Origin of the sequence: Bacillus sp. SW14 (assembly GCF_047608225.1) — a bacterium.
Classification (GTDB): domain Bacteria; phylum Bacillota; class Bacilli; order Bacillales; family Bacillaceae; genus Bacillus; species Bacillus subtilis_G.
The window spans coordinates 502,442-528,612 of the sequence record NZ_JBLKRW010000001.1 but is presented as its reverse complement, the minus strand read 5'-3'; the positions used below and the strand labels follow the sequence as shown (position 1 = coordinate 528,612).

Below are 26,171 nucleotides of genomic sequence, written 5' to 3'. Positions count from 1 at the left end.
CTATCCGTATCCTGTTCTTTGTTTTTACCATCACTATTGTACATGGTTTTTTAGGCCGATGTAAAAGATTATTTTTAAAAAATCAAAATTTTTATTGGTAAAAACGAATATTGATAACTTAAATTTAAGTTAAAGTTCGGGATTTATTTTACTGCCTTAAAAATAAAAGAAAAGACTGGCCACGCAGTCTTTCATTCACATTCATAAATCGCCCGCACTCCGCCGATCAGTTTCGGCCGCGTACGCGCTAATGTCACATGTGCTGCCCCGAGACCGTTTTGAGACACACGCACAGGTACAGCTACCGGCTTCAGATGCATGCCGATAAACGTATCGCCGATGTCGATTCCGGCATCAGCCTGAATGGTTTCGACAAGAACAGGAGACTTCATCTGCTTAAACGCATAAGCAGCCATCGCCCCGCCCGCTTTTGAAACGGGTACGGCAGAAACAGTTGGAAGCCTGAACAGCCGGGCCGTTTCTTCCTCGACGACAAGCGCTCTGTTCAAATGCTCACAGCATTGAAACGCGAGATGGATTCCCGTTTTTCCCTTAAGCTCGGCAAGTCCGCTGTAGATGCTTTCCGCGATGTCTGTACTGCCCGATGTTCCGATCCGGCTGCCGGCCACTTCGCTCGTGCTGCATCCAAGAACAAAGAACTGATCCTGTTTCAATCCCGCTTGTTCCTGAAACTCAGACAACATCGTATTCCACGTTTGCTTGATCTCATTCATTGAACAGCACCCCTACAGGTTTTTCCCTTCATAATCTGAGATTTTTCCAATACGGGTTTGATGTCTTCCGCCGGTAAACTCAGTGGTCAGCCAGATTTTCGCGATTTCACGCGCCAAACCGGGGCCGATGACCCGTTCACCCATCGCGAGGATGTTTGTGTCATTATGCTCTCTCGTTGCCTGTGCACTGAATGTATCGTGCGCCAGCGCGCAGCGAATGCCTTTCACCTTATTAGCGGAAATACTCATACCGATGCCTGTCCCGCAAATTAAAATGCCTCTGTCAACTTCGCCGCTAACGACTTTTTCGGCCACCGGAAAAGCATAATCCGGATAATCGACAGATCCGCTTCCGCAGTCACAGCCCATATCCATATATTCAATTTGCAATTCGTCCATTAACTCTTTGATTTCATTTCGAATGTGAACGCCGCCATGATCCGATGCTATGGCTACTTTCATCAGCTTTTCCTCCCAGCGTGTGTGATGCGGCCCGCCCGCTTTGTTGACCGCGCAGCCTGTCCGCTCTTAGATTCACACCATATGATGTGCTTTTCACTATATTCTACTCCTTCACGAAGGATTTGCAAATGACCTGTTTGCAGATTTTCTGACAACTTACCTGCCGTCTTTTTTCAGTTGTTTTGCCAGCTGCTGAAGAAGCTCTTCAAGCTCATCTCTCGTTTGTTTATAGATATCAATTGTGCCGCCGAACGGATCGATGACATCCCCGCGGCTGTCTGTGACATATTCTTTTAGCGTAAACACTTTATCACGATAACGTCCGAATTGGCTGGCAATGATCTGTTTGTGCTGCTGGGTCATAGCCAGAACCAAATCAGCCGATACCATATGTTCTTCAGTCAATGGAGAAGACAAATGATTAAGGGCAATGTGTTTTTCAAACAGCGCTTCGACAGCATGAGGCGTCGCTCTCCCATTAGGCGAAGCAAACACACCTGCCGAGCGGACACTGACATTCAGCCCTTCCGTTTCTGCAATTGATTTAAAAAGCGCCTCAGCCATGGGGCTGCGGCACGTATTTCCAGTACAGACAAAAATAATGTTCATGTCAGTCACCCCTTATTTTCTCTATTATATATGAAGAAAAAAGAAACGGCGACTTCGTTTCTTTTATTGGTATATTAAATTGGCAAAAGCAGCTTTAGGCCGAATGCGATTAATATGATGCCCCCGAGCGCTTCACTGTATGTACCAAGCCACGACTGTACTTGTTTTCCGATCAGCAGGCCCAGCCATGTCAACATCATGCTGAACAGCCCGAACAGGGTAATGGTGAGGAGCGGATGCGAGCCGTATATCCCCAAGCTCAAGCCGACGGAGAAGCTGTCAAGGCTGACGCCGACGGCAAACAGCAATAAGCCCGGTCCTGCCGGCGACATGAGTCGTTCTTCTGACTGTTTAAAAGAAGACATAAGCATTTGAACACCAAGAACAAAAAGCAGCGCCCCCCCGATATAAACCGCTAACACGCCGAGGAGCCCTGACAGCATGTTACCGGCCGCCATCCCTCCGAGAGGCATGATGACGTGAAAGAGGCCGATGATGAAACCAATATAGAATATCTGCTTTTTTGTGAGTTTGATCATGCCCATTCCGAGACCGACAGAAAAAGCATCCATCCCTAAAGCAAACGCCATGATGCTTAATGTAATCAGTTCGCCTATAAACAAATCCGACATACATGAATAACCCCCTTGGACACGCCCCGCTTTTTTAGCCTATGCGTGTCCAAAAAGGGTTAGAACATCTGACTGCGTTCAGCGAATCACTCTTCCTCCAGCGGCTTTCATCAGCCTGTTCACAATGGCGAGTCCGACGCCCGTGTCCGGAAAGGATTCCGCGATAATAAAATCCACCTTCTTCTCATCAAAGCTGCGTAAAGCATCATACAGCCCTGCCGCAACAGTCTCAAGCTGAGCCCGTCTGCCGCAGCTCTTCACGTAATCAGCGGAATACACGTCCGCATTTTCTTCTGTCGTCAGGACACCGACTCGTCTTCCGTCCTGTTGATATTCTTGAATGAGGTGCTGAATGCGCTCAGGGCTGCCTTCGCAAATGGCAAGCGGCGCTGTCGGCGCATAATGTGTATATTTCATCCCTGGAGAAATCGGCTTCTCATTTTGATCACTGAGCCCTTTATCCACAAGGATCGGTCCAATCTCCGCTTCAATTTGTTCTTTCGTAATGCCGCCCGGGCGCAGGAGAACGGGGATGTCTCCCTCACATGAAAGGACGGTCGATTCGACCCCAATCCCGGTAGGGCCTCCGTCCATCATTCCAGCTATGCGGCCATCCAAGTCGTGAGCCACATGTTCCGCCTTTGTCGGACTTGGCTTGCCTGATAGATTGGCGCTCGGTGCCGCAATCGGCAACCCCGACGCGCGAATCAATGCAAGGGCAAGCGGATGATCCGGCATCCTAATGGCAACCGTTTCAAGCCCTGCCGTTACACGAGGTGAGAGCGCACCAGGTTTGCAAGGCAGGATGAGCGTAAGTGCTCCCGGCCAAAACCGGTTCATCAATGTTTTCGCCTTTTCTGGCGCCGGTCCTGTTAAATCGTCTAGCTGGCTGATGTCCGCAATGTGGACAATCAGGGGATTATCACTCGGACGCCCTTTTGCTTCATATATTTTTTTGACAGCATCTGTGTCTTTCGCATTTGCGCCGAGGCCGTATACCGTTTCTGTCGGGAACGCAACGACCTCATTTTCCCGGAGCGAAGCGGCTGCTTGTGCAATTTGTGGATCATTTGTGGATAACTCGTCAGTTGCGTCCACAAACCATCTTTTCGTTTTCATTTTCTGACCAAACTCCTTATTCACAACAATAAAACGATTGTTTTACGCGTGTAATCCTTTTGAAAGTATAAAAGATGTCCTGTAATAAAACAAGCGTTATCCACAAATTGTGGACAACGCTAATGAAGAAGTGGATAAGTATGTGTATAAATCACACTTATCCAGACGTTTTTTTCATCAAGACAGCCCCTTCTGTTTGCCGGGATTCACGGAAATGGTCGGAAGAAAACAGCTCTTCAGGTACACTTTCAGCTGATTCAAACCCCATAGCCGTCAGGAAATCGGCAGAAGAATGCTGATTCGCAATTAAATATACTGTTTTGATCTGATGCTTTTCACACAGCAGCTCCATACTCTGAAAGAGCGTCACAATATGGCCTTGGTGAAGCTTGTCCGATATCACAAGTGATCGCAGCAGCCCTTGGTCACAGCTTATTTTTTCAATTCCGAGACAGCCGGCAATGTTTTTCTCACTGTCCTCCAGCATCAGAAACTGGGTGAAGCCTTCTTTCACGCCTTCATGATTGGTTTTCGCCTGTTTTAAAAATCCCTCAAGCACGTCTCCGTCTTTTTCCCTTGCCACCCGCAGTTGATAAAACATCCGTTCACCCCGTTTTTGGATTCTTTCTTCCAATCTATGAGGTAAATCTATTTTTAGACCAGGTGATTAGGAAAAAAGGCCGGAAATCCATTCGACTAAAAAGAATTTCACTTCTGTGCCGCCGTCTTCCTTCTCTTCTTTCTCTTCTTTCTCTTCTTTTTTGGCTTTTTCCGCTTTAGCGGTTACGTCCTCAAGCACTTTTTCAGTCTGCTTTTTTGAAGCTTCTTTATCTTCTTGTTCTTTTACGGCTTCCCCGTTAGAAAAATCGAGAAAACAGAGCGGCGGGAACAGCACACACCACCAATTGGCGCCGTCGCCGTTTCCAAGCGTAATCAGAATCGCTTCATATTCACCAGCGGGATATACCATGTTGCCGTAAAGCTTTGTCGGAAATGAGATTTTGTCAAAATCAACGGAAATCGACTGGTACGCTCCTTCTTTCTCCATTGTTTCCTTTGCAATTTCTTTGATTTCGGGCAGCTTTGAGCGAATCACACGCCGCGCTTCTTCTATAGAAGTAATATCCTCTACCCAAGTCGTGATTTCTTTATTGACCGCGTCTCTGATATGCCGTTTTAATTGCTGGTCCTGATCCCTATCGCTGTTTGCCAATATTCTCAGGCGGATCGCCTCGTCCGGAATGACCACCGGCTGATTTTCTGATTGCTGTGCCGTCTCTTCTTTTGCCAGCCCTACAAGCGCACCGGATAATAAAAGAAAGATATATATACAAATGATTACTGTTTTTTTCATCGGTCCCCACCGTTCCTCTCCGTGCTTTGTTTCTAGCCCTATTATGGACAAGGAGAGCCTGGGGTAAACGTGCAGGGTGAAAAAAATCTAGCAAGCTGTTAATCTTATTTATGGTACGATAGTGATTTAGGAGGTTTAAGATGAAATATAATTATACAGTGCTGTTATCAGCATTCACGATGTCGGTTCTTTATTCGATGATTTATATTCATTCATTTATCATTGCCGCTCTCGTAACGATGGCATTTTATTTTCTATTTCCTTATTTGATATTCGCACTTCCGCTTCAGTTCATGATGAATAAAAAACCGAAGCGGTTCAACCCTTTGTATCTGCTGTATTACTTTGCCGCGTCAATTGTTGCCAACGCGATTATTTTCGGCTTGCTGCAGCCTTCGGGACAATCCCTGTTTCAAAATAAAGCCTTCTATCTTTTCGCTGTATTAACAGCTCTTGTCTATTGGATATGGGATTCTGTGTTACTGCAAAAAAAGGAAGCCTAGAGGGCTTCCTTTTTCATTAGAACAAAATCGTCAGCAGATAACAAAGAATAGAGGGTATCGCCGCAACAAAAAAAGCTGCCGCCATTTTCATGCGGGATGTACGGCCTTCTTTCGTTTCTGAATGGTAGTTTGCCCGCTGATCGCTTCCGCTTACGGCCAAACCCGATGTGATGATCGCGAGCCCAATCAAAACAAGAGACGCAATGCCAAAAATCGACTCAAATGGAAGTGCCTGCGGAACAATGGTGCCGATCATACTTTCAATCGCAATGAGCAAGATTCCTGCTGCCAGGGCCTTTTTCATCTTTCACATCCCCTTTGCTGGTGTTAAAACAGCTTGATTCATCAACTCGCCAGCAAGCTGCTTATATATTTTTATGAATCACAGCGCATATGGTTCTGTCTTTTCCATTAATATCTTTCAGCACTTCCACTTCCGCACCCTTAAACGTCTTGAGGATCAGTTCTTTGACCGCCGCTCCCTGATTCCATCCGATTTCAAAAACGACAAACACTTTATTCTTCATGACAAGCGGGATGTCTTCCATAAACCGCTTATAAAATTTGAGCCCGTCTCCGCCATCAGTGAGAGCGTGAAGCGGCTCATGAAAACGGACAATCTCTGATAGATCAGCCATTTCTTCTTCTGAAATATAAGGAGGGTTCGAGACGATAATATCCGCTTTTTTTCCTGCTGTAATCAAAGGCTCGAGCAGATCGCCCTGATAAAAGCGCACATCAGCTCCAAGCTTTTCCGCATTAGCAGAGGCGACTTGCAGCGCCTCTTTTGAAATATCGACCGCCGACACAGAAAAACTTTTGTTTTCAAGCGCAAGCGTGACGGCTATCGCGCCGCTCCCTGTACCGACGTCAACGACATCAACCCGGCCGTCTTCCGAAAAAACACGCCGATATTTTTCAAGCAAATGATAGACAACCTCTTCTGTTTCCGGCCGCGGAATCAGCACATCATCATTCACCATAAATTCCCGCCCGTAAAAAAACTCTTTTCCTATAATGTACTGAACCGGCACGCCCTCTTTATGCATCTCAACGTGACGCTGAAAGCGATACAGTTCGTCTTCGCCAATCGGTTCCTGTAAGCTGGCGAGCAGCTTGCTTCTTTCCATTCCGGTATCATAAAGCAAAAGAAGCTCGGCAGCGTTTTCTTCTCTTCCCGCTTCGGTTAAATAAGAAGAAGCCCATTTCAGGGCTTCAAATATCGTCTTCATCTTAACCTTCCGACTGTTGAAGCTTGCTTGCCTGATCTTCAACGATCAGTGTTTCAACCACTTCGTCAAGTTTTCCTTCAAGAATCTGATCAAGCTTTTGAATCGTCAGGCCGATTCTGTGATCCGTCACACGGTTTTGCGGGAAGTTGTATGTGCGGATACGCTCAGAGCGATCACCTGATCCGACTGCTGATTTCCGTGTTTGATCATATTCAGCCTGGGCTTCCTGCTGAAATTTATCATAGATTCTGGCACGGAGAACCTTCATTGCTTTTTCTTTGTTCTTGATTTGAGATTTTTCATCCTGGCATGATACCACAACACCTGTCGGCAAGTGCGTCAGACGAACGGCAGACATTGTGGTGTTCACGCTTTGTCCGCCCGGTCCGCTTGAAGCAAACGTATCAACTCGGATATCCTTCTCATGGATGTCAACCTCTACCTCTTCCGCCTCAGGAAGACACGCTACTGTTGCAGTCGATGTATGGATACGGCCGCCTGATTCTGTTTCCGGAACACGCTGTACGCGATGGGCGCCGTTTTCATATTTGAGTTTAGAATATGCGCCGCTCCCCGTAATCATAAAGATGATCTCTTTGTAGCCGCCCGTTCCGGTTACACTCGCTTCCATGACCTCTGTTTTCCAGCCTTGAAGCTCAGCGTAACGGGAATACATTCTGTACAGGCTGCCCGCGAATAAAGCGGCTTCTTCGCCTCCCGCAGCTCCGCGGATCTCCATAATAACGTTTTTGTCATCATTAGGATCTTTCGGGATCAGAAGCACTTTGAGGCGTTCAGACAGTGTTTCCGTTTCCTTCTGGAGTTCAGAAATCTCTTCCTTCACCATCTCGCGCATTTCAGCGTCCAGCTTCTCTTCAAGCATCGCTTTTGCATCAGTCAGCTGTTCTGACGCATCTCTGTATTGTCTATATACGTCAACTGTTTCTTGTATATCGGATTGCTCTTTTGAATATTCTCTTAGCTTTTTCGGATCGTTGACTACTTCTGGATCGCTTAAAAGCTCATTTAATTTTTCGTATCGTTCTTCGATTGACTTTAATCGGTCTAACACGGTCTTCACCTCTGTTTTCCTGTGCGTAACATTCTCATTATAGTATAGTGATTAACCCCAGTCAAAAGCATTTCAATCCAAGTTGGAAATGCCTCCTCTGCTATACTGGGAATCGAGGAGGGATCATCATGCTGAGATCCATACATCATATTGCAATCATATGTTCAGATTATGAAAAGTCGAAAGCTTTCTACGTACATAAGCTTGGTTTTCAAGTCATTCAAGAAACGTATCGAGAAGAGCGGGGCTCCTATAAGCTTGATTTGTCGCTTAACGGCACGTATGCTATTGAGCTGTTTTCGTTTCCCCATCCACCCGCACGCCAAACCCGGCCTGAAGCGGCAGGCCTGCGCCATCTCGCCTTTACAGTCAGCAGCTTGGATGAAGCGGTTCAGGAGCTTCAGAAAAAAGGAATCGAAACAGAGCCCATCAGAACAGATCCACTGACCGGCAAGCGTTTCACCTTCTTTTTTGATCCTGACCAGCTTCCTTTAGAACTGTATGAACAATAACGGTTTTTGAAGAAAAAAAGAAGATACCCACTTTCTTTGCCGAATCTTTTCTTGTTTTGTCTAACAGGAAGGGAACCGCATTCTATGGTCGAATACCTAGCTAAAAAGGAGGTATGGGATCATGAATACAAATATGGTAGCAAGTGAACTCGGCGTCTCCGCAAAAACGGTGCAGCGGTGGGTGAAGCAGCTGAATCTTCCGGCCGAACGCAATGAGCTCGGACACTATTCGTTCACGGCAGAAGACGTGAAGATTCTAAAATCTGTACAGAAACAAATCTCTGAAGGCAAGGCGATTCAGGATATTCATGTGCCTCAAAGCACTAAAAAGCGCACAGGCTTCCTTGTCCAAAATACAAATGGCGACACAGAACGAAGAATCGAGCAGCTCGAACAGAAGCTGAACACCCTATTACTGCAAAAGCAGGACGAAAACGAACTGCTGGCAAGGATCGAGGAACTGGAACGCCAGCTGAAGCAAAAAGCGGATGAGGGTGTATCTTATCAGCTGCTTCAGCACCGCAGGGAAATTGATGACATCCTTGCAGACATGCAATCACTGACCTCACAAATGAAAGAATTCACCGCCCAGCCGATCCCCGAGACTGCTGCCGCTTCCGAAAAAACCAAAACAAGAAAAAAACCGCTGCTGTCACTGTTCAAATTTCAAACCTAATATAAAAAGCTCCCCGTAAAGGGAGCTTTTTTGATTTACGCAGTAAGCGCAATAATAATTGGAAGTGAAATCAATGACAGAATCGCACTGATTACAAATGCAGAAGCAGTTTCTTCCTCTTGTTTTTCGAAACGAGTTGCAATCATGGCTGCTACGGCAGAACCAGGGAATGCAACAAGAAGGATCGCTTTTGTCATTTGGTCAGCTGGAAGTCCGACTGCAAGAGCAATCAAGAACATTAACGCAGGCTGAACCGCAACTTTGAGCAGCGCAATACCAAATGCCGGTACGCTGAGTTTGATACTGCGGATACCAACAGTAACACCGACAGCAAAGAGAGCCACACCAGATGTTGTGCTTCCAATCTGGTCAAGCATTTTAACACCCAGCTCAGGTAGAGTCACACCGCAAAGCACTAAGATCATACTGATTAACGGAGCAGCTGCAAGCGGCTCAGAAAGACCGTGCAGGATTGATTTTCCTGTCATCTTCCAGAAGCTGTCGCCGCCCTCTTCGTTTTTCTTAGAAGACACACCGACAGTAGCGACAATAATCGCAAGCGGATCAAGAATCGCATTAACAACAATACCTGTAACCGCGATCGGAATCGCAACCTCTTGCGCGCCGAACAAGCTTCCCAGTACAGGAATACCCATAAATGCGAATGTCGGCTGTGCAGAGTTCAAAGAAAATATGGATGAGTTCGTTAAATCATATTTAAACACAAATCTGCAAAGCAATAAAATAACAATATAGAAACCAACAATCCCAATAATTAAAGAAACCATTAATGGAATTTGAGATAAAAATTCACTTCTGGAAGTAGTCAAAATACCAGCGATAAAGTGAGCTGGAAGTGCGTATTTCGTTACTAACGTACTTACCCCTTTTGCCGACTTGGCATCATAACTTCCAAAATGTCCTGCAAACCATCCCAGCACGATAACAAAGAAGATCGGTGCCAGAAGGATTAAGATATCTAAGATGCTCAAAATATTCTCCTCCAAATCCTATGTCCGTATACTTTAGCTTTCCAAAAAGCTTTCCCTCGGACGATGTATTTAATCGCTAATTATTTTGCGATGACTTTTTTGTATTCCGGTGTCCACATTGCATCAAGAACCGCTTGTTTCACATCTTCAGGCTGACGATTTGCTACGCCTTCTTTAATAGCTGCTTCAGCAACGGCAATCGCAACTTGAATAGAAACCTCTTGAAGCTTATCAATGCTTGGAAGCAATCCTGCTCCAGGTGTTTCAAAATCAACCATTTCAGCAATCGCATCAGCAGTTGCAGCAAACATAGCAGGCGTAATCACACGCGCTTCAGCTACAATCGAACCAAGTCCAAGACCAGGGAACGCAAATGCGTTGTTAGATTGTCCGATTTCATAAGAAACACCGTTGTATTCCACATTTTCAAACGGGCTTCCTGTTGCTACAAGCACTTTTCCGTCAGTCCATTTGAATAGATCTTCAGGAGTCGCTTCCGCAAGGTGAGTCGGGTTTGACATCGGCATGATCACCGGACGGTCTACGTGAGATGCCATTTCTTTTATAATTTCCTCTGTAAACGCGCCTGATACGCCTGAAGTACCGATTAAAATCGTTGGTTTCGCTTGGCGAACCACTTCATCGAATGGAATTTGGCCTTTTTCATCGCGTTTCCATTCTTTCACTTCGTCCGCAGTGCGAAGGTAAGGTTTTTGGAAATCAAGGATGCCTTCGATTTCTTCAGTCAGCAAGCCTCTGTAATCGATTGTGTAGAAGCGTTTGTTCGCTTCTTCTTCAGATAATCCCGCAAGCACCATTGTGTCACGAATTTGGTCGGCGATTCCGATACCTGCGGAACCTGCACCGAAGACAACAACACGCTGGTCTTTAATAGATGCGCCTGTTTTCTTCATAGCAGCAAGCACACCAGCAAGTGTAATCGCGCCTGTACCTTGAATATCATCGTTGAATGTCAGAATGTCGTTGTTGTATTTCTTCATGATATTACGCGCGTTTTTATTACCAAAGTCTTCCCAGTGAAGAAGTGCTTTAGGGAAGAATTTCAGCGCAGCTTTTACATACGCATCAACGAATTCTTCATAACGTTCATCTGAAATACGCTGATGATGGTTACCGATATATAAAGGATCATTTAAAAGTTTTTCGTTGTTCGTACCGACATCAAGCACAACCGGGATCACACGGCTTGGGTCAATACCAGCTGCTGCAGTGTAAACAGCCAATTTACCGATCGCGATGTTAATACCGCCTACACCCCAGTCACCGATTCCGAGGATGCTTTCAGAGTCAGTTGCAACAATAAGATCAATATCGCCTGCTGTCGCATGAAGGTTTTCAAAAGCTTTTTCAATACCCTCAATATTTTCGATTGACAAGTAGATACCTTGAGGTCTTCTGTACTCATGGCTGTATTCTTGAATCGCTTCGCCGACTGTCGGTGTGTATACAACAGGAAGCATTTCGCGAAGATGGTTTTTCAGCAATTTATAGAAAAGAACTTCGTTGCGGTTTGCCAAATCATTTAAGTAAACATTTTGACGGAGGCGGTCTGGCTGAGCTTTAAACTGCTCATATGCGCGTTTTGCTTGTTGATCTAGAGAAAGTACAGTTGGCGGAAGAAGTCCTTCCAAACCAAGTTCTTGTCTTTCCTCTAATGAGAAAGCAACACCTTTATTTAAAGTAGGAATAGATAAAACTTCTTTTCCTCTAAGAGTTGTTTCTAAATGGCCTTCCTTCGTTTTTTTTATGTTATTCAAGCAAATCTCCTTCTTTCTTGAAATAGTTAACAAAGTTAAGTAATAACCCATCTTGAAAATCCGATCATGATCTTTATGCGACTTTATGACAATTATTCGAACAATGTCTAAAAACTATTTACATTACGTAAGCTATTGTATGCCTGTGAAAATCAAAATTCAAGGGAAGAAAATTACTTAATTTTTTAATACACTTAATTAAATTTTTTAATTAATTATTATCAGAATATAAAAAAAACACCGGTGTTTTTAGCCGGTGTTTTCTATCTTTATACCCATGCTTCGGGCTATTTTTTAGATTTCCCTAGAACTTCGTGATGGTGTCTGCATCTCGCTTCATACGATTCGGATGCGCCCACCAAAATGACCGGATCATCGTAGGAAGCAGGTTTGCCGTCAATCAGGCGCTGCGTTCTGCTCGCCGGCGATCCGCAGACGGAACAGACGGCTTGCAGCTTCGTCACACTTTCCGCAATCGCCATAATATCCGGGACGACACCGAACGGCTCTCCTCTAAAATCCATATCAAGACCGGCTGCAATCACACGGTAGCCTTTATCGGCAAGGGATGATAAAACCTCAACAATTTCCTGGTCAAAAAACTGCACTTCATCAACCGCAATCACATCCGTACGCTCACTGATATGGTCCCAAATATCTGCAGCAGAAGAAATGACATAGCTCTTCATGGATGTTCCATTATGGGAGACAACAGCATCTTCACTGTATCGATTATCAATCACAGGCTTAAATACCCTGACTTCCTGCTTGGCGTAAGTCGCTCTCTTCACTCTTCTGATCAGCTCTTCAGATTTCCCCGAGAACATGCTGCCGCAAATCAGCTCAAGCCAACCGCTTTGTTTCATTATGTACATAGGCTCTGTTCCCCTCTTTCTGCCAGCTGTGTTTTAGACAATATAAAAAACAGGCAAGACTGCTTCTTGCCTGTTGAAAAATCTATTATTACTTAAGACCGTATTTTTTGTTAAAGCGATCAACACGACCATCAGCAGAAGCGAATTTTTGGCGGCCAGTGTAGAATGGGTGGCACTCAGAGCAAATCTCAACGCGTACCTCTTCTTTTACTGAGCCTGTTTCAAATTCATTTCCACAAGCGCATTTAACTGTTGCTTTTTTGAAATTAGGATGAATTCCTGCCTTCATTGTATCCATCTCCTTCCGCCCTGAATCCAGTGTGGAAACAGAGTTATTATTTCGGAGCATTGTCCGAAACGCATATAAGAAAATTATATCAGTGATTTACTTCTTTTGCAAATACTATTTACCTTCTTGCAGATGATAGATTTGCCTGTTTCCATTCTTGATTGAGAATGTCGAAAAATTCTTGGTTTGTTTTGGTTTTTTTCATTTTTCTCATGAATTTTTCCGCAAAATCAGGTGAATCAGACATCGTTTTGCGGATCGACCATAAACGATCAAGATGCTCTTTAGGCACAAGCAGCTCTTCCTTGCGCGTTCCTGAACGGCGGATATCGATGGCCGGGAAAATGCGGCGCTCGGCCAAAGAGCGGTCAAGGTGAAGCTCCATGTTGCCTGTTCCCTTGAATTCTTCATAAATAACATCATCCATACGTGAGCCTGTATCGACAAGAGCCGTAGCAAGGATAGTTAAACTGCCGCCCTCTTCGATATTTCTCGCAGCCCCGAAGAAGCGTTTCGGACGGTGGAACGCCGCAGGGTCAATCCCCCCGGAAAGCGTTCTTCCGCTCGGCGGAATCACTAAGTTGTAGGCGCGGGCAAGGCGTGTGATGCTGTCCATCAGAATGATGACGTCTTTTTTGTGTTCTACAAGACGCATCGCGCGCTCAAGTACAAGCTCAGCCACTTTGATATGGTTTTCCGGCACTTCATCAAACGTTGAACTGACGACATCCCCAGCCACAGAACGCTCGATATCAGTTACTTCTTCCGGTCTTTCGTCAATCAAAAGCACGATGAGCTCTGCTTCTGGCTGGTTCGCTGTAATACTGTTGGCAATTTCCTTCAGCAGCATCGTTTTTCCGGCTTTTGGCGGTGCAACAATCAAACCGCGCTGTCCAAATCCGACCGGCGCCATCATGTCCATAATTCTTGTAGACAAGAAGTTAGGTTTTGTTTCTAGCACCATTTGACGGTCTGGATAAAGAGGTGTAAGAGCCGGGAAATGCACACGCTCTTTTGCAGATTCGGGATCATCCCCGTTTACTGCTTCAACGTGCAAAAGTCCATAGTAACGCTCATTTTCTTTTGGCGGACGAACCTTGCCTGATACTTTGTCTCCGTTTCGCAAATCGAAACGGCGGATTTGAGAAGCTGAGATGTAAATGTCTTCTGAGCTCGGAGAGTAGTTGATCGGCCTCAGGAAGCCGAAACCTTCAGACTGGATGATCTCAAGAACGCCTTCCATAAACAGCAGATCTTCCTGTTCTGCATTTGCTTTCAGAATGGCGAAAATGAGTTCTTTTTTTGTCAGTTTGCTGTAATAGGAGATTTTATAATGTCTTGCAAGTTCATAAAGCTCTTTCAATTTCATATTTTCCAAAGAGGAAATAGATACGTTTTTCATAAAAACACCACGCTTTTCATAGTCAATATCTTACTCTGTACATATAACCTGCTGCTTTTGCACAACATCCGCCAAAGCACATTCTTTTTTTAACATAAAGGAACTTCTATCGGTAACACTTCCACCCATGATCGGCGCTTTTGTTAAAAGGATTGTCTTAATGAGTTTTGAAGGAAGCGAGGACAAAAACATGAGAAGATCAATACTTATATCGTCTGTATGCGGTAGAAATTAAAACTTTCCTAGTGCTTAAAAGAAGGAATTACGCAGTAAAATTCGCAGCACTCTTTATTTTTACCTTATTTCAGAAAATTATTCAACTGAAATAAGGTTTTGACACTGAATTGATAGAGTTGACTCTTTTTTGCAAAAGAAAAGCAGGCTCACACCCGCTTTTTCTGTTTGTTATGGACGGATTACAAGATTTGGTTTCTTTTTCAAGCTGTGTCTGCCGTCAACAAAGCGGACAGTGCCTGATTTTGCACGGATCACTATGCTTTCAGTTGTGCCGACAGAACCTTTAAATTGAACACCTTTTAACAGCTCGCCGTCAGTTACGCCGGTAGCTGCAAAAATCGCGTCATCACCCTTCACAAGGTCTTCCATACGAAGGACTTTGCTTAAATCAAGGCCCATCTTGTTGCAGCGCGTGATTTCTTCTTCATTTTGCGGAAGGAGTTTACCAATTATTTCTCCGCCCAGCGCTTTTAGCGCAACAGCAGAAAGCACACCCTCAGGAGCTCCGCCTGATCCGAACAGGATGTCGACGCCCGTGTGGTCGAAAGCCGTATTGATGGCGCCTGCGACATCGCCATCATTGATCAATTTGATTCTGGCGCCTGCCTCACGAAGCTCAGAAATAATTTTCGCGTGTCTTTCACGGTTTAAGATAGTGGCAACAACGTCCTCAACGTCCTTGTTTTTCGCTTTTGCCACCGCTTTAAGGTTATCAATGGCAGGTGCTTCGATGTCAATGCAGCCCACCGCTTCCGGACCGACTGCGATTTTTTCCATATACATGTCAGGGGCGTTCAGAAGCGTGCCGTGGTCTGCGACCGCAATAACCGTCAGCGCGTTCCAGCCGCCGCTTGCCACGATGTTTGTGCCTTCAAGAGGGTCAACTGCGACATCCACGCGCGGACCGTACCCGTTTCCGAGTTTTTCCCCGATATACAGCATCGGCGCTTCGTCCATTTCCCCTTCACCGATCACAACGGTTCCTTTCATCGGAACTGTATCAAAAACATCTCTCATTGCGCTTGTTGCGGCTTCATCAGCCTCGTCTTTTTTTCCCCGGCCCATCCATCTTGCAGATGCCAATGCCGCAGCTTCGGTCACACGTACCAATTCCATTGATAAACTTCTTTCCATTTCAACACGATCTCCTCTCACAAGAAACCATTATGAATTTTGAAGCTGTTCTATTTCTTCGTCAGTCATTCTTTCACGCCAGATTGTCGCTCCAAGCCCCTCAAGCTTCTTCTCAAGGGTGCTGTATCCGCGGTCAATGTGCTCCAGGCCCGTAATTTCCGTGACGCCGTCAGCCATCAGGCCGGCTACCACCAGACAGGCTCCGGCACGCAGGTCGCTCGCCTTCACTTTTGCGCCTTGAAGCTCGACAGGACCTGTGATGATGGCAGATCTGCCTTCTACTTTCATATTGGCACCCATCCGTCTCAGCTCATCAATGTGCTTGAATCTTGCCGAGTAAATGGTGTCCGTTACGACGCTTGTCCCTTTTGCTCTTGTCAGGAGCGCCGTCATCGGCTGCTGCAAATCAGTCGGAAAGCCCGGATATACCAGGGTTTTGACATCAACCGGCTTTAAGTGCTTCTGCCCGCCGACAATGAGAAGCTGGTCATCGCTTGTTTCAATATGATAGCCCATTTCTCTCAGCTTTGCTGTTAACGACTCCAGATGAGTGGGAATCACATTATCGATCATGACTTCCTTGCCCATTGCAGCAGCCGCAATCATAAATGTACCTGCCTCAATTCTGTCCGGAATGATTGTGTGTTTGCAGCCGTGCAGTTCTTTCACGCCGTCGATTCGGATCACATTGGTTCCCGCACCTTTGATTTTGGCGCCCATGCTCGTAAGCAGTGTCGCAACATCAATGATCTCAGGTTCCTTCGCAGCGTTTTCGATGAGCGTTTTCCCTTCTGCCAAGACAGCGGCAAGCATAATGTTAATGGTTGCCCCTACACTCACGACATCTAAATAAATGCGTGCGCCTCTCAGCCTTTCAGCACGCAAATAAATGGCGCCTTGTTCATTGGTCACTTCAGCTCCGAGCGCTTCAAAGCCTTTGATATGCTGATCAATCGGCCGGGGGCCCAAGTGGCAGCCGCCGGGCAATCCGATGACGGCCTGCTTAAAGCGGCCGAGCATCGCCCCCATTAAATAATAAGACGCGCGAAGCTTTTTTACTTTTCCGTTAGGAAGCGGCATGCTGATCATCGACGTGGGGTCAACAACCATCTCCCCATTCTCGAAATGCACGTTGCCGCCGATTTCCTTTAACAGGTCACGCAGCGTTTCAATATCTGAAATCTCTGGAAGCCCTTCAATTGTCACCTCGGAATTTGCCAAAATGGTTGCAGGTATTAATGCAACAGCACTGTTTTTAGCGCCGCTGATATGTACTGTACCGTTTAACGAGTCACCGCCGGCAATATTCAACTTTTCCATGATAGTCTCCTTCCATAAGAAGATAGCTGCGGAGCTAAATAAAATGTCATTTTATTCTGTCTCTGCAAATAAAGCTCATGTCCAAAATCTAGCCAATTCGAAGAGAAAGAATACAACACATTGTAAAATATCAGGAAGAAAATAGCGAAGCTTTGCGGGGCACAGGTTTCGAAAATGCACAGAGACCCGCCGGCTTGAGAAACAACGTCGTCATCCGGCAAAAGCAGTACGCAAACACTTCATTCCGATATCAGCTTCTGCAGCCCAATGATTCCTTCTCTGTAAAGCGGCGTCAGCATCTGAAGGTCCGCTGTATCAGGGGTGAAAAACAAAGGCCGCGGCAAACAGGCATAAGCTGTTTGCCGCCCTTTGAATTATTTATTCCAGTCTGCCAGGAATTGTTCGATTCCTTTGTCTGTTAACGGATGCTTAGTGAGTGAATGAATGACTTTCAGCGGCATGGTGCCGATATGGGCCCCTCTTAGAGCGGCTTCTGTCACGTGTTGCGGATGGCGGATTGACGCCGCAATGATTTGCGTGTCAAGACCATGAATGTCAAAAATGGCTTTGACGTCTGAAATCAGGTCAAGTCCGTTGTGGCCGATGTCATCTAAACGTCCCAGGAAAGGAGATACATACGTTGCCCCTGCTCTGGCAGCAAGAAGCGCCTGGTTTGCATTGAAGATCAATGTGACGTTTGTTTTGATGCCTAATTCAGTAAGGGCTCTTACAGCTTTTAGACCGTCAGACGTCATCGGGATTTTCACCGTGATGTTCGGAGCGATTTTCGCCAGTTCTTTTCCTTCCTCGATCATCTCTTCAGCTTTTAAAGAAATAACCTCAGCGCTTACAGAACCTTTCACGACGCCTGTAATCTCGCGAAGACGGTCGTGGAATGATACGTTAGCTTCTTTTGCTACTAAACTAGGGTTCGTCGTAACACCGGCAAGAACTCCTAATTCATTCGCTTCTCTAATTTCATCGATATTGGCTGTATCAATAAAAAATAACATGTTCAAAAGCCTCCTTGAGTAAGAATTTTTCTGAATTGCAAATATGATTGCGCTTTCTAAAGATAGACGGAAAACCGCCTGTCAAGCTGTCAGGCGGCTATAAAAGTTCCAATTAAATTAAGCTTGGTTTGAAGAACCAAATTCACGCATTTTACCGATAACTGTTTCTTTAATCGCTTCACGAGCAGGTCCAAGGTATTTACGAGGATCGTATTCGTTAGGCTTCGCTGCCAATGTATCGCGAACAGCTTTTGCAGAAGAAATTTGGTTTTCAGTATTTACGTTGATTTTAGCTGTACCAAGTGAAATTGATTTTTTGATGTCAGCAGTCGGAATTCCAGTACCGCCGTGAAGAACTAATGGCAGACCAGTTGTTTTACCGATAGCTTCCATTTCCTTGAAACCAAGGTTTGGTTCGCCTTTGTAAGGGCCGTGAACAGAACCTAATGCAGGTGCAAGGCAGTCGATGCCAGTGCGCTCAACAAGTTCTTGGCACTCTTTAGGGTCAGCGTAGATTACGCCTTCAGCGATAACGTCATCTTCTTGTCCGCCGACTGTTCCGAGCTCAGCTTCTACAGATACTCCGTGGAAATGAGCAAGCTCAACAACTTTAGAAGTTGTTTCAACGTTTTCTTCAAATGGATGGTGAGAAGCGTCGATCATGACAGATGTGAAACCTGCATGAATCGCTTTCGCACAAGATTCAAAGCTTGAACCGTGGTCTAAGTGAATCGCAACAGGAACTGTCACTTTGTACTCTTCCATAAGTGCTTTTACCATAGCTACGACTGTTTTGAAGCCGCCCATGTAGCGTCCCGCACCTTCGGAAACACCAAGGATCACTGGAGATTTTTCTTCTTCAGCTGCTTGTAAAATCGCTTGAGTAAACTCAAGGTTGTTTAAGTTAAATTGTCCTACAGCGTACCCTTTTTCTTTAGCTGTATTCAACATTTCCGTCATAGAAACTAAAGGCATGTCGAATGTCCTCCTTATGTAGCCTGATTGTCTTCTAGCGAAAAAAGCTTTCCACCCTAGCATGACCCATATATTGCTGTCATATGTAAATACTCAGATCGCTTTTTCTCCATAACTAGAATACCAACTTTTCGACAAATGGGCAACACAATGACATCATTCATTTGTATCTTCTTTGTTAATTAGACTTCAGGGGCAGATATTTTTTCACGGCATCTCTGATTTCATCGATATCAAAAGGCTTCGCAAAATGCGTCAAAGCGCCCAGTTCCTTTGATTCCTGGATCATGTCGAGTTCTCCGTATGCCGTCATGATGATCACCCGAATGTTTTCGTCAATGACCTTCATCCGTTTTAAAATTTCAATTCCGTCCATGCCGGGAATTTTCATGTCCAGAAGCACAAGGTCGGGCCGTTCTTTTGTCACGATGTCAAGCGCCTGCAGGCCGTTTGCAGCCTGAAACGTCTGGTAGCCTTCTTTATTGAATACTTCGTTAAGCAAAATACGTATGCCGTATTGATCATCAACGATTAAAATTTTTTCATTCATCATTTTACACCCCAATATTATGATTTTCGTCAAAAGTAAGCAGTAGTGTATGTATTCTGTTTGATTTTCCTATTTCCTTTAATTATAATAGTCTACTTTACGACATTTTCTGAGCATTTTCTCTTTTGTTGTATAATGATATTGTACGTTATAAAGGAGGATTCACTTATGTTGAAAATATTTACGACGCAGTTAACAGGTATTTTTTCCCGCATTCAGGATAAGGAATCTGACGCGATTGAAGATGGGGCACGGCTGCTTGCTCAAGCGGTGATCAGCGGGCATTCCATATACATATACGGAGCAAATGAGCTTCAGGGCGTCTTATATGAGGCTGCCGAAAGCACAGAGCCGCTGCCTTCCGTCAAACCCTTTCCAGAAAGCGCTGATGAAGTGACAGAAAGCGACAGGGTGCTGATGTTTTGCTCAGGGGCGGGCACTGCCGAAGAGCAGGCGCTCGCGAAAGAGCTTTATGAAAAGGGTGCGGGAATCGTATGCGTATCGCCGGCAGCTAAAGACAGCGCGGGAATTGAACAATATTGTGATGTGCATATTGATTCCAAATTAAAAATGCCGCTTGTTCCCGATGAAAGCGGCACCCGTTACGGATTTCCCTCTTTAATGACGGCACTGTATGTCTACCATGCTTTATCGTTTACATTAAAAGAAATTTTGCAAGAGTATGCATAATACATTGTACATGCTGTATCTTGCCGGAAACAAATAAAAAAGACTTGCCCGCTTTTAATAAAAACGGCAAGTCTTTTTTATTACTTCTGATTTGCAGCTTCGACAGACGCTCTGATAAAGCCTTTGAATAGAGGCTGAGGTCTTGTCGGTCTTGATTTGAACTCTGGGTGGAACTGAGAAGCCACGAACCAAGGGTGGTCTTTCAGCTCGATGATTTCAACAAGGCGTCCGTCAGGGCTTGTGCCTGAGAAAACGAAGCCTTGATCTTCCATTTGCTGTCTGAATTCGTTGTTGAATTCATAGCGGTGGCGGTGGCGCTCATACACCACTTCATCCTGATACACTTCAAAGGCTTTTGTGCCTTCTTCAAGCTTACAAGGGTAAAGGCCGAGACGAAGCGTTCCGCCGAGATCCTCAACATCCTTCTGTTCAGGTAGAAGGTCGATGATCGGGTATTGAGTTGACGGATCAATTTCCGCTGAGTGAGCGCCTTTTAAGCCCAATACGTTTCGTGCGTATTCAATAGACGCAACCTGCATGCCCAGGCAAATGCCCAAGAACGGAATGTTGTTTTCGCGCGCGTATTTTGTTGCGACAATTTTGCCTTCAACACCGCGGTCTCCGAATCCGCCCGGCACAATGATGCCGTCCGTTCCGCTTGTAAGCTCTTCAATGTTGCTTTCTGTTACTTCTTCCGCGTTGATCCATTTCACTTTTACATCTGTGTCGAACGCATAGCCCGCATGGCGAAGTGATTCAACGACAGAGATGTACGCGTCAGGAAGCTCAACGTATTTACCGACAAGGCCGATCGTGATCGTTTGAGACAGATTGCTGACCTTGTTAACAAGCTCATTCCACTCGGACATTTCCGCTTCTTTGCATTCCAATCGCATGTGCTCGCAAACAAGCTTATCAAGCCCTTGTTTTTGAAGCTCAAGCGGAATGGAGTAAAGGTTGTCCGCATCCTCACACTCGATAACCGCTTTTGTATCAATGTCGCAGAATAGCGCGATTTTATCTTTCATATCTTGAGAAATCGGCATTTCTGTACGAACGACGATGATGTTTGGCTGAATGCCCAAGCTGCGCAATTCTTTTACACTGTGCTGTGTCGGTTTTGTTTTCAATTCGCCCGCAGCTTTAATGTAAGGTACAAGCGTACAGTGGATGTACATGACATTTTCACGGCCGATGTCGCTCTTCATTTGGCGGATCGCTTCAAGGAATGGCAGTGATTCGATGTCCCCGACAGTTCCGCCGATTTCTGTAATAACGACATCTGCGTTTGTTTCTTTCCCCGCGCGGTAAACACGGTCTTTCAGCTCGTTTGTGATGTGCGGGATAACCTGTACAGTTCCGCCAAGGTAGTCTCCGCGTCGTTCTTTTTTAAGAACTGTTGAATAAATTTTACCTGTTGTCACGTTGCTGAATTTATTCAGGTTGATATCGATAAAACGCTCATAGTGACCAAGGTCCAGATCTGTTTCAGCGCCGTCATCCGTTACGAATACTTCACCGTGCTGATACGGGCTCATTGTTCCCGGGTCGACGTTGATGTATGGATCGAATTTTTGAATTGTCACGTTCATTCCGCGGTTTTTCAGCAAACGTCCTAATGAAGCTGCTACAATACCCTTTCCAAGTGAGGATACGACTCCCCCTGTTACAAAAATATATTTCGTCATTTCGTTTGCTCCTCTCTTCGCTCTTGGCTACATTTTTAAAATGTACTGTTTTATAGAAAATCATTTAGCCTTTTAAATGATTTATTAAGAAAAATGAGGGGTGAAAATAAGAAAGCTCCCTTTCAATTTCTTGAAAGGGAGCATAAACGCACTATGTTCTCTCTTCGTTTTTGAAGAGCCCAAAATACATACTACATAGTTCGACTTTGAAAGTCAAGATTGTTTTAAAGATGGGCTTTTACGATTTGAGATCCTTATCGTCGTCGTCTTCTTCGTCTTCTTCATCTTCATCAATCAGATCTTCTTCGATCTCAAGTTCGTCGTCGTCTTCATCAAGATCTTCATCGTCAAAATCATCGGTATCAAGATCAAGTTGTTCCTCGACTTCATCCAAATCAATGTCGTCTTCGTCGATCTCTTCAAACTCGTCAAGATCAAGATCTTCTTCGACTGCTTTCTTCGCTTTTTTCTTTTTCGCTTTTACGGTCGGCTGCGTTTCTTCGTCAAGCTGATCATACGGATACCAGCTGCGAAGCCCCCAAGTCTGGTCAGAAAGCGCGAGGAAGCGGCCGTCAATGTTTAAATCTGTATAAAATTGAGCGATGCGGTCTCCAAGCTCTTCTTTTGTCACGCCAAGCAAAGATGCAATTTCATTTAAAAGCTCCTGAAAAGGAACTGGTTTTTTATGTTCTTCAAATAATTCGTGAGCGATTTCGACTAAAGCCATTTCCTTTAGCTCTTCCTGTGAATATTGTTTGATACCCAAGGTCGGACACTCCCTTTCTATTACTTATATGTATCTGTTTTATCAATAATGAAAGCGTTTTTGTATCGTTCTTATACAAACCATACCTCTCATTATAAACAAAATAAAACAGAATATGCTACCCTTAACAGCGTTAATTTAAATAATTTTACAAGAGTGATCCGCCTGACAGATGTTTTGCGTCAATCCGCGAGCATTCTGGAGATGACCAGTCTTTGAATTTCTTGAGTGCCTTCATAGATTTGCGTGATTTTCGCATCACGCATAAAGCGTTCAACCGGATAATCTTTTGTATAGCCGTAGCCGCCGAAGATCTGCACGGCTTCGGTCGTCACCTTCATCGCCGTATCCCCCGCCAGCAGTTTGGACATGGCGGAAGCTTTTCCATATGGAAGGCCTGACGATTCAAGCCATGCCGCCTGATAGGTCAATAGCCTTGAAGCTTCTGTCATTGTAGCCATATCCGCGAGTTTAAAAGCGATGCCCTGATGCTCGGCGATCGATTTACCGAATTGCTTTCTCTCTTTTGCATATTGAACCGCCGCATCAAGCGCCCCCTGAGCGATGCCTACGGCTTGAGCGGCAATGCCGTTTCTGCCTCCGTCAAGCGTCTTCATCGCGATTTTGAAGCCTTCCCCTTCTTCTCCTAGACGGTTTGCTGCGGGCACAACACAATCTTCGAATGTGATTTCCGTTGTCGTAGACGAACGGATTCCCATTTTCTTTTCTTTCTTGCCTGCAGAAAATCCTTCGAAATCCTTTTCTACAATAAAAGCGGAGATGCCTTTTTTCTTTTTCTCGGGATCCGTGACTGCAAAAACAATGTAAATATCCGCGATCCCGCCGTTTGTAATAAACACTTTGGAGCCATTTAACACATAGTCATCACCGATTCGTTCAGCAGTTGTTTTCATGCCGCCGGCGTCAGAACCGGACCCCGCTTCAGTCAAAGCGAAAGCGCCGATCTTCTCTCCGAGGGCCAGCTGTGTTAAGTGCTCTGCCTTCTGTTCTTCCGTCCCAAAGGCAAAGATCGGCCAGCTGCAAAGAGAGATATGGGCGGAAAGCGTCACACCGGTGGAGGCGCACACTTTTGACAGCTCCTCCACCGCGATGACGTAGGCCAGATAGTCACTTCCGATTCCCCCGTATTCTTCAGGCCATGGAATTCCCGTCAGCCCTAAATTCGCCATCTCCCGAAACAGCTCGTGATCGAAGCGTTCTTGTTCGTCGCGTTCTGCTGCTGACGGGGCCACCTCATGCTTCGCAAAATCGCGCACCAATTTCCTTATCATCTCGTGTTCTTCTGACAATGAAAAATTCATTGCTTCTCCCCCATTTTCATATCAGCGCCTAAGACAGATTGGGCCAGAAGCTCGGCGACATCATACGTTTTGACCCGGTCTTCGGCTTCTTTTGCCTTTGTGCCGTCCCCAAGCATCGTGAGACAGTACGGACAGCCGGAGCTGATCACCGATGGGGTGACCGCGAGCGCTTGCTCTGTTCTGGCGACGTTAATCCTGTTGCCCGTTTCTTCCTCCATCCACATTAATCCTCCGCCGGCGCCGCAGCACATGCCGGTTTCCCGGTTTCTCTCCATTTCAATCAGCTGCACGCCCGGGATGGCTTTCAAAATCTCCCTCGGCGGATCATAGACTTCGTTGTACCGTCCCAAGTAGCACGAATCATGGAAGGTAATCGTCTCTTGAAGAGGGTGCTGCGGTTTTAATTTCCCGTTCTTCACCAGCTCAGCCAATACTTCTGTATGATGAAAAACCTCGCCTTCAAAGCCGAAATCCGGATATTCGTTTTTAAATAAATTGTATGCGTGCGGGTCAATCGTAACGATTTTTTTGACATCATTTTTTTCAAATTCAGAAATATTCTTTTCAGCCAGCTCTTGGAACAAAAATTCATTTCCAAGGCGGCGCGGCGTATCCCCTGAATTTTTTTCTTTATTGCCGAGGATCGCGAAGGACACGCCCGCTTGATTGAGCAGCTTGGCAAAGGAGACCGCGATTTTCTGGCTTCTGTTGTCGTAAGACCCCATGGAACCGACCCAGAAAAGGTACTCAAATTCCTTTCCCTCTTTTTTCATTTCTTTTACGGTCGGAATCTCGGTATCCGGCGCCGCGTCACGCCAATTTTCACGTTCCTTGCGGTTGAGTCCCCACGGATTTCCCTGCCGCTCGATACTGGTCATAGCGCGCTGTGCGTCACTGTCCATTTTCCCTTCTGTCAGCACAAGGTAGCGGCGAAGGTCAATGATTTTATCCACATGTTCGTTCATGACCGGGCATTGATCCTCACAGTTTCTGCAAGTCGTGCACGCCCAAATTTCTTCCTCTGTGATGACGTCGCCGATCAAGCTCGGATGGTTTTCAAGCGCGGCTGCGGCTTCCTGCGATCCGCTTCCTGATGAGGCCGCCGCCAGCTGATTGCCTTTCGTATGCCGAAATGCTGCCGCGGGCACCCATGGCGAGCGTGAGGTGACGGCGGCGCCTTTTTCTGTGAGATGATTCCTGAGACGCAAAATCAAGTCCATCGGCGACAGCATTTTTCCGGTGCCTGTTGCCGGACACATATTGGTACAGCGGCCGCACTCAACACACGCGTACAGATCAAGCAGCTGGGACTGCCTGAAATCTTCAATTTTTCCCGCGCCGTAGCTTTCTTTCGTTTCATCGGTAAAATCTATTTTTTCAAGCTTTCCGGCAGATTCCATCCTATTGAAAAAGACATTGGCAGGGCCGGCGATTAAATGGGCATGCTTTGACTGCGGCACGTATACCAAAAAGCTCAGCAAAAATAGAAGATGCATCCACCATGCGATATAGAAAATCACCGCTGCCCCTGTTTCTCCTACTCCGCCAAGCAAAAACGCAATACCTGATGCAATCGGCTCGCTCGATGAAAGCCCATGCCCATGCCAGATCAGATTCATCCCGTTTCCAAGCAGAACCGTCAGCATTAATCCTCCGATAAAAATGAGAACAAGTCCTGCTTTGAAACCCCGTTTCAGCCTGACGAGTTTTTCAATATAACGTCTGTAGAATGCCCAGACTACAGCGATTAAAATGAGAAACGTAACGATTTCCTGAAAAAAGGTGAAGGCGGGATAAACAGGGCCAAGCGGCAGATTCCGATCGGGAGCCAGTCCTTTAATAATAAAGTCAATTGCTCCAAACTGAACCAATATAAACCCGTAGAAAAACATGACGTGAATGATTCCGCTTTTCTTGTCCTTCAGCAGTTTTTTCTGTCCGAATACATTCACCCATATGGCACGAAGCCGTTCCCTGATCCGTTTATCAAGATGTTCTTTCTGCCCGAGTCTGATGTAGGCCAGTCTCGTTTTGACCAAGTAGACAAATAAATAAACAGCGTAAGCGGTTACAACCAGAAATAACAATGCATTTGCGATGAGAAAGCCGCTCATTTCAATTCCCCCTTTTTACTGATAAAGACCGCGATCCCCTACCTCCGAATCTGTATAAGATTACCTTTATGATAAATAATGAATGAGTGTTCAGTCAATAATTAAATTCCCGCTGTTAGGG

General features: G+C 45.6%; 29 protein-coding genes. 4 read left to right on the top strand and 25 right to left on the bottom strand.

The window, feature by feature from the left end; all coding sequences use genetic code 11:
- Nucleotides 1–191 precede the first annotated feature (191 nt).
- The 7 genes from ACMX2I_RS02730 to spoIIR all read right to left on the bottom strand — a co-directional run bounded on the left by ACMX2I_RS02730 (nucleotide 192) and on the right by spoIIR (nucleotide 4,910).
- The gene (locus tag ACMX2I_RS02730) at nucleotides 192–734 is read right to left on the bottom strand and encodes a TIGR01440 family protein (protein WP_414956100.1); all 543 of its coding nucleotides are present in this window, start codon (nucleotides 732–734) and stop codon (nucleotides 192–194) included.
- Between the two features lie 12 nt (nucleotides 735–746).
- The gene (gene rpiB / locus ACMX2I_RS02725; protein WP_414956099.1) at nucleotides 747–1,196 is read right to left on the bottom strand and encodes a ribose 5-phosphate isomerase B; all 450 of its coding nucleotides are present in this window, start codon (nucleotides 1,194–1,196) and stop codon (nucleotides 747–749) included.
- Between the two features lie 156 nt (nucleotides 1,197–1,352).
- Nucleotides 1,353–1,805 (bottom strand): low molecular weight protein arginine phosphatase, encoded by a 453-nt coding sequence (locus tag ACMX2I_RS02720; protein WP_253268627.1) that lies wholly within the window; start codon nucleotides 1,803–1,805, stop codon nucleotides 1,353–1,355.
- Nucleotides 1,806–1,879: 74 nt separating this feature from the next.
- Nucleotides 1,880–2,437: a manganese efflux pump MntP family protein gene (locus tag ACMX2I_RS02715; protein ID WP_202327923.1), complete on the bottom strand. Its 558-nt coding sequence runs from the start codon at nucleotides 2,435–2,437 to the stop codon at nucleotides 1,880–1,882.
- A 78-nt stretch (nucleotides 2,438–2,515) separates the two neighbouring features.
- Nucleotides 2,516–3,556 carry an L-threonylcarbamoyladenylate synthase gene (locus ACMX2I_RS02710; RefSeq protein ID WP_414956098.1) on the bottom strand — a complete coding sequence of 347 codons (1,041 nt, stop codon included), beginning with the start codon at nucleotides 3,554–3,556 and terminating at the stop codon, nucleotides 2,516–2,518.
- Nucleotides 3,557–3,713: 157 nt separating this feature from the next.
- Nucleotides 3,714–4,157, bottom strand: coding sequence for a hypothetical protein (locus ACMX2I_RS02705; RefSeq protein ID WP_289348550.1), 444 nt, complete (start codon nucleotides 4,155–4,157; stop codon nucleotides 3,714–3,716).
- A gap of 66 nt (nucleotides 4,158–4,223) precedes the next feature.
- A complete protein-coding gene (spoIIR, locus tag ACMX2I_RS02700; RefSeq protein ID WP_414956097.1) occupies nucleotides 4,224–4,910 on the bottom strand; it encodes a stage II sporulation protein R in 687 nt (228 codons plus the stop codon).
- A 140-nt stretch (nucleotides 4,911–5,050) separates the two neighbouring features.
- On the opposite strand from spoIIR, the gene ACMX2I_RS02695 reads away from it, so the two are divergent.
- Nucleotides 5,051–5,413: a UPF0715 family protein gene (locus tag ACMX2I_RS02695; protein WP_087992705.1), complete on the top strand. Its 363-nt coding sequence runs from the start codon at nucleotides 5,051–5,053 to the stop codon at nucleotides 5,411–5,413.
- Nucleotides 5,414–5,429: 16 nt separating this feature from the next.
- On the opposite strand, the gene ACMX2I_RS02690 is transcribed toward ACMX2I_RS02695, so the two are convergent.
- The 3 genes from ACMX2I_RS02690 to prfA all read right to left on the bottom strand — a co-directional run bounded on the left by ACMX2I_RS02690 (nucleotide 5,430) and on the right by prfA (nucleotide 7,717).
- Complete coding sequence (locus ACMX2I_RS02690; RefSeq protein ID WP_414956096.1) at nucleotides 5,430–5,717, bottom strand: DUF5316 family protein; 288 nt, start codon at nucleotides 5,715–5,717, stop codon at nucleotides 5,430–5,432.
- A gap of 61 nt (nucleotides 5,718–5,778) precedes the next feature.
- Nucleotides 5,779–6,645 carry a peptide chain release factor N(5)-glutamine methyltransferase gene (gene prmC / locus ACMX2I_RS02685; RefSeq protein WP_414956095.1) on the bottom strand — a complete coding sequence of 289 codons (867 nt, stop codon included), beginning with the start codon at nucleotides 6,643–6,645 and terminating at the stop codon, nucleotides 5,779–5,781.
- A 1-nt stretch (nucleotide 6,646) separates the two neighbouring features.
- Nucleotides 6,647–7,717 carry a peptide chain release factor 1 gene (prfA, locus tag ACMX2I_RS02680; protein WP_087992708.1) on the bottom strand — a complete coding sequence of 357 codons (1,071 nt, stop codon included), beginning with the start codon at nucleotides 7,715–7,717 and terminating at the stop codon, nucleotides 6,647–6,649.
- 125 nt (nucleotides 7,718–7,842) lie between these two features.
- On the opposite strand from prfA, the gene ACMX2I_RS02675 reads away from it, so the two are divergent.
- Nucleotides 7,843–8,229 (top strand): VOC family protein, encoded by a 387-nt coding sequence (locus ACMX2I_RS02675; protein ID WP_414958284.1) that lies wholly within the window; start codon nucleotides 7,843–7,845, stop codon nucleotides 8,227–8,229.
- A gap of 121 nt (nucleotides 8,230–8,350) precedes the next feature.
- Nucleotides 8,351–8,905, top strand: coding sequence for a chromosome-anchoring protein RacA (gene racA / locus ACMX2I_RS02670; protein ID WP_414956094.1), 555 nt, complete (start codon nucleotides 8,351–8,353; stop codon nucleotides 8,903–8,905).
- Nucleotides 8,906–8,940: 35 nt separating this feature from the next.
- Here the strand turns inward: racA and ACMX2I_RS02665 are convergent, their stop codons facing one another.
- The 11 genes from ACMX2I_RS02665 to spo0F all read right to left on the bottom strand — a co-directional run bounded on the left by ACMX2I_RS02665 (nucleotide 8,941) and on the right by spo0F (nucleotide 19,473).
- On the bottom strand, nucleotides 8,941–9,897 hold the full coding sequence (locus ACMX2I_RS02665) for an AEC family transporter (RefSeq protein WP_087992710.1): 957 nt from the start codon (nucleotides 9,895–9,897) through the stop codon (nucleotides 8,941–8,943).
- 80 nt (nucleotides 9,898–9,977) lie between these two features.
- On the bottom strand, nucleotides 9,978–11,675 hold the full coding sequence (malS, locus tag ACMX2I_RS02660) for an oxaloacetate-decarboxylating malate dehydrogenase (protein WP_414956093.1): 1,698 nt from the start codon (nucleotides 11,673–11,675) through the stop codon (nucleotides 9,978–9,980).
- A gap of 287 nt (nucleotides 11,676–11,962) precedes the next feature.
- On the bottom strand, nucleotides 11,963–12,550 hold the full coding sequence (locus ACMX2I_RS02655; protein ID WP_414956092.1) for a thymidine kinase: 588 nt from the start codon (nucleotides 12,548–12,550) through the stop codon (nucleotides 11,963–11,965).
- Nucleotides 12,551–12,638: 88 nt separating this feature from the next.
- Complete coding sequence (gene rpmE, locus ACMX2I_RS02650; RefSeq protein WP_003151132.1) at nucleotides 12,639–12,839, bottom strand: 50S ribosomal protein L31; 201 nt, start codon at nucleotides 12,837–12,839, stop codon at nucleotides 12,639–12,641.
- 118 nt (nucleotides 12,840–12,957) lie between these two features.
- Nucleotides 12,958–14,241, bottom strand: a complete 1,284-nt coding sequence (gene rho / locus ACMX2I_RS02645) for a transcription termination factor Rho (protein WP_010328939.1) — start codon at nucleotides 14,239–14,241, stop codon at nucleotides 12,958–12,960.
- Between the two features lie 30 nt (nucleotides 14,242–14,271).
- Nucleotides 14,272–14,433: a hypothetical protein gene (locus ACMX2I_RS02640; protein WP_141113417.1), complete on the bottom strand. Its 162-nt coding sequence runs from the start codon at nucleotides 14,431–14,433 to the stop codon at nucleotides 14,272–14,274.
- Nucleotides 14,434–14,646: 213 nt separating this feature from the next.
- The gene (glpX, locus tag ACMX2I_RS02635) at nucleotides 14,647–15,612 is read right to left on the bottom strand and encodes a class II fructose-bisphosphatase (RefSeq protein ID WP_289348561.1); all 966 of its coding nucleotides are present in this window, start codon (nucleotides 15,610–15,612) and stop codon (nucleotides 14,647–14,649) included.
- Nucleotides 15,613–15,642: 30 nt separating this feature from the next.
- Nucleotides 15,643–16,932: a UDP-N-acetylglucosamine 1-carboxyvinyltransferase gene (locus ACMX2I_RS02630; protein WP_087992715.1), complete on the bottom strand. Its 1,290-nt coding sequence runs from the start codon at nucleotides 16,930–16,932 to the stop codon at nucleotides 15,643–15,645.
- A gap of 374 nt (nucleotides 16,933–17,306) precedes the next feature.
- Nucleotides 17,307–17,945 (bottom strand): fructose-6-phosphate aldolase, encoded by a 639-nt coding sequence (gene fsa, locus ACMX2I_RS02625; protein ID WP_414956091.1) that lies wholly within the window; start codon nucleotides 17,943–17,945, stop codon nucleotides 17,307–17,309.
- A 117-nt stretch (nucleotides 17,946–18,062) separates the two neighbouring features.
- The gene (locus ACMX2I_RS02620) at nucleotides 18,063–18,920 is read right to left on the bottom strand and encodes a class II fructose-bisphosphate aldolase (protein WP_087992717.1); all 858 of its coding nucleotides are present in this window, start codon (nucleotides 18,918–18,920) and stop codon (nucleotides 18,063–18,065) included.
- 178 nt (nucleotides 18,921–19,098) lie between these two features.
- Nucleotides 19,099–19,473, bottom strand: coding sequence for a sporulation initiation phosphotransferase Spo0F (gene spo0F, locus ACMX2I_RS02615; RefSeq protein WP_003227621.1), 375 nt, complete (start codon nucleotides 19,471–19,473; stop codon nucleotides 19,099–19,101).
- Nucleotides 19,474–19,638: 165 nt separating this feature from the next.
- Here spo0F and ACMX2I_RS02610 point away from each other — a divergent pair, with 165 nt between their 5' ends.
- Nucleotides 19,639–20,160, top strand: a complete 522-nt coding sequence (locus tag ACMX2I_RS02610) for a DUF2529 domain-containing protein (RefSeq protein ID WP_414956090.1) — start codon at nucleotides 19,639–19,641, stop codon at nucleotides 20,158–20,160.
- Between the two features lie 80 nt (nucleotides 20,161–20,240).
- Here the strand turns inward: ACMX2I_RS02610 and pyrG are convergent, their stop codons facing one another.
- From pyrG to ACMX2I_RS02590, 4 genes are all read right to left on the bottom strand, one after another.
- Nucleotides 20,241–21,848 (bottom strand): glutamine hydrolyzing CTP synthase, encoded by a 1,608-nt coding sequence (gene pyrG / locus ACMX2I_RS02605; RefSeq protein WP_414956089.1) that lies wholly within the window; start codon nucleotides 21,846–21,848, stop codon nucleotides 20,241–20,243.
- 238 nt (nucleotides 21,849–22,086) lie between these two features.
- Nucleotides 22,087–22,614, bottom strand: coding sequence for a DNA-directed RNA polymerase subunit delta (gene rpoE / locus ACMX2I_RS02600; protein WP_394715326.1), 528 nt, complete (start codon nucleotides 22,612–22,614; stop codon nucleotides 22,087–22,089).
- A gap of 182 nt (nucleotides 22,615–22,796) precedes the next feature.
- The gene (gene acdA / locus ACMX2I_RS02595; RefSeq protein WP_414956088.1) at nucleotides 22,797–23,936 is read right to left on the bottom strand and encodes an acyl-CoA dehydrogenase AcdA; all 1,140 of its coding nucleotides are present in this window, start codon (nucleotides 23,934–23,936) and stop codon (nucleotides 22,797–22,799) included.
- The gene (locus ACMX2I_RS02590) at nucleotides 23,933–26,050 is read right to left on the bottom strand and encodes a heterodisulfide reductase-related iron-sulfur binding cluster (RefSeq protein ID WP_414956087.1); all 2,118 of its coding nucleotides are present in this window, start codon (nucleotides 26,048–26,050) and stop codon (nucleotides 23,933–23,935) included. Before ACMX2I_RS02590 ends, acdA begins: the two co-directional genes overlap by 4 nt.
- Between the last annotated feature and the right edge of the window lie 121 nt (nucleotides 26,051–26,171).

Coding starts and splice junctions, on each gene's coding strand:
- ACMX2I_RS02730 (WP_414956100.1), bottom strand. CDS start 734: ATGAATGAGATCAAGCAAACGTGGAATACGATGTTGTCTGAGTTTCAG.
- rpiB (WP_414956099.1), bottom strand. CDS start 1,196: ATGAAAGTAGCCATAGCATCGGATCATGGCGGCGTTCACATTCGAAAT.
- ACMX2I_RS02720 (WP_253268627.1), bottom strand. CDS start 1,805: ATGAACATTATTTTTGTCTGTACTGGAAATACGTGCCGCAGCCCCATG.
- ACMX2I_RS02715 (WP_202327923.1), bottom strand. CDS start 2,437: ATGTCGGATTTGTTTATAGGCGAACTGATTACATTAAGCATCATGGCG.
- ACMX2I_RS02710 (WP_414956098.1), bottom strand. CDS start 3,556: ATGAAAACGAAAAGATGGTTTGTGGACGCAACTGACGAGTTATCCACA.
- ACMX2I_RS02705 (WP_289348550.1), bottom strand. CDS start 4,157: ATGTTTTATCAACTGCGGGTGGCAAGGGAAAAAGACGGAGACGTGCTT.
- spoIIR (WP_414956097.1), bottom strand. CDS start 4,910: ATGAAAAAAACAGTAATCATTTGTATATATATCTTTCTTTTATTATCC.
- ACMX2I_RS02695 (WP_087992705.1), top strand. CDS start 5,051: ATGAAATATAATTATACAGTGCTGTTATCAGCATTCACGATGTCGGTT.
- ACMX2I_RS02690 (WP_414956096.1), bottom strand. CDS start 5,717: ATGAAAAAGGCCCTGGCAGCAGGAATCTTGCTCATTGCGATTGAAAGT.
- prmC (WP_414956095.1), bottom strand. CDS start 6,645: ATGAAGACGATATTTGAAGCCCTGAAATGGGCTTCTTCTTATTTAACC.
- racA (WP_414956094.1), top strand. CDS start 8,351: ATGAATACAAATATGGTAGCAAGTGAACTCGGCGTCTCCGCAAAAACG.
- ACMX2I_RS02655 (WP_414956092.1), bottom strand. CDS start 12,550: ATGTACATAATGAAACAAAGCGGTTGGCTTGAGCTGATTTGCGGCAGC.
- rpmE (WP_003151132.1), bottom strand. CDS start 12,839: ATGAAGGCAGGAATTCATCCTAATTTCAAAAAAGCAACAGTTAAATGC.
- rho (WP_010328939.1), bottom strand. CDS start 14,241: ATGAAAAACGTATCTATTTCCTCTTTGGAAAATATGAAATTGAAAGAG.
- ACMX2I_RS02640 (WP_141113417.1), bottom strand. CDS start 14,433: ATGTTTTTGTCCTCGCTTCCTTCAAAACTCATTAAGACAATCCTTTTA.
- glpX (WP_289348561.1), bottom strand. CDS start 15,612: ATGGAAAGAAGTTTATCAATGGAATTGGTACGTGTGACCGAAGCTGCG.
- ACMX2I_RS02630 (WP_087992715.1), bottom strand. CDS start 16,932: ATGGAAAAGTTGAATATTGCCGGCGGTGACTCGTTAAACGGTACAGTA.
- fsa (WP_414956091.1), bottom strand. CDS start 17,945: ATGTTATTTTTTATTGATACAGCCAATATCGATGAAATTAGAGAAGCG.
- ACMX2I_RS02620 (WP_087992717.1), bottom strand. CDS start 18,920: ATGCCTTTAGTTTCTATGACGGAAATGTTGAATACAGCTAAAGAAAAA.
- spo0F (WP_003227621.1), bottom strand. CDS start 19,473: ATGATGAATGAAAAAATTTTAATCGTTGATGATCAATACGGCATACGT.
- ACMX2I_RS02610 (WP_414956090.1), top strand. CDS start 19,639: ATGTTGAAAATATTTACGACGCAGTTAACAGGTATTTTTTCCCGCATT.
- pyrG (WP_414956089.1), bottom strand. CDS start 21,848: ATGACGAAATATATTTTTGTAACAGGGGGAGTCGTATCCTCACTTGGA.
- acdA (WP_414956088.1), bottom strand. CDS start 23,936: ATGAATTTTTCATTGTCAGAAGAACACGAGATGATAAGGAAATTGGTG.
- ACMX2I_RS02590 (WP_414956087.1), bottom strand. CDS start 26,050: ATGAGCGGCTTTCTCATCGCAAATGCATTGTTATTTCTGGTTGTAACC.